At 69.3% G+C, this 849-nt stretch carries 2 protein-coding genes; one reads left to right on the top strand and one right to left on the bottom strand.

Annotation, left to right across the window (positions count from 1 at the left end; genetic code table 11):
* Positions 1-110 precede the first annotated feature (110 nt).
* Positions 111-299, bottom strand: coding sequence for a DUF1737 domain-containing protein (locus HUK84_RS20595; RefSeq protein ID WP_176641850.1), 189 nt, complete (start codon positions 297-299; stop codon positions 111-113).
* Between the two features lie 142 nt (positions 300-441).
* Here HUK84_RS20595 and HUK84_RS20590 point away from each other — a divergent pair.
* Positions 442-849, top strand: a 408-nt coding sequence (locus HUK84_RS20590; protein ID WP_176641851.1) for a dienelactone hydrolase family protein, incomplete at its 3' end; no start/stop codon positions are given.

Raw genomic sequence — 849 nt, 5'->3', positions numbered from 1 at the left:
CGGCCGGGCGGTTCCAGGTCCGTCTCGCCACCGACGCGGCGGACCAGGGCACGGTGCGGGAAATCGCCCTGGCCGGCTGGACGATGGCGCCGTAGGGCCGGCGCCGCCGGCTATTCGTCGTCCGGCCAGAGGATCGCCTGGGCCACCACGACATTCTCGCCGTTGAAGGTGGCGGCGGGCGATCCATAGAGCCTGTAGCCCAGCTCGATCGCTTCGGAAACGCGGCGGCAGAAGGCGGCATCGTCCTTGCCGGTCAACAGCCGATAGCGCGGCATGCCGTCGGGCGGGGTTTGGGGCATCGGGGGTCTCCTGTCCTTGCGCGCGCCGGTGGTGCGTTTCGGATCGGCGCGCGATGGGCCATAGTGCAGAAAAACCGGGCCGGTGGAACCGCGCTTGCCCCCCAAGGAAACATGAAACAGGAACAGGAAACAGGAGATGTCCATGCGCCCGCTGTCCATTCCCGCGCCGGATGGCGTGATCGATGCCCTGGTCTTCGTCCCGGACGGCGCCGGGCCGCATCCGGCCGTGCTGCTGTTCAGCGATATCGGCGGGCTGCGTCCCAGCTATCACGACAAGGCGCAGCGGATCGCCGATGGCGGCTATGCCGTGCTGATGCCCAACATCTATTACCGCAGCGCGGCCGGCCAGGTCGTGCCCGCCGGCCGATCTTTCCGCGATCCGGACATGCGCAATATGCTGCTGGGCTATGCCGCCCATCTGACGCCGCTGGCGCAGGCGCGCGATTTCGCGGCCCTGCTGGCCGCGATCGCGGCCGATCCGACCTTCGCCGACGGGGCGATCGGCACGGTCGGCTATTGCATGACCGGCGCCTTCGCGCTGCGCCTGGCC

Source organism: Nguyenibacter vanlangensis (assembly GCF_013376155.1).
GTDB lineage: Bacteria > Pseudomonadota > Alphaproteobacteria > Acetobacterales > Acetobacteraceae > Gluconacetobacter > Gluconacetobacter vanlangensis.
Note: the sequence above shows the minus strand (reverse complement) of the source record. Positions and strands in the feature narration are given on the sequence as shown.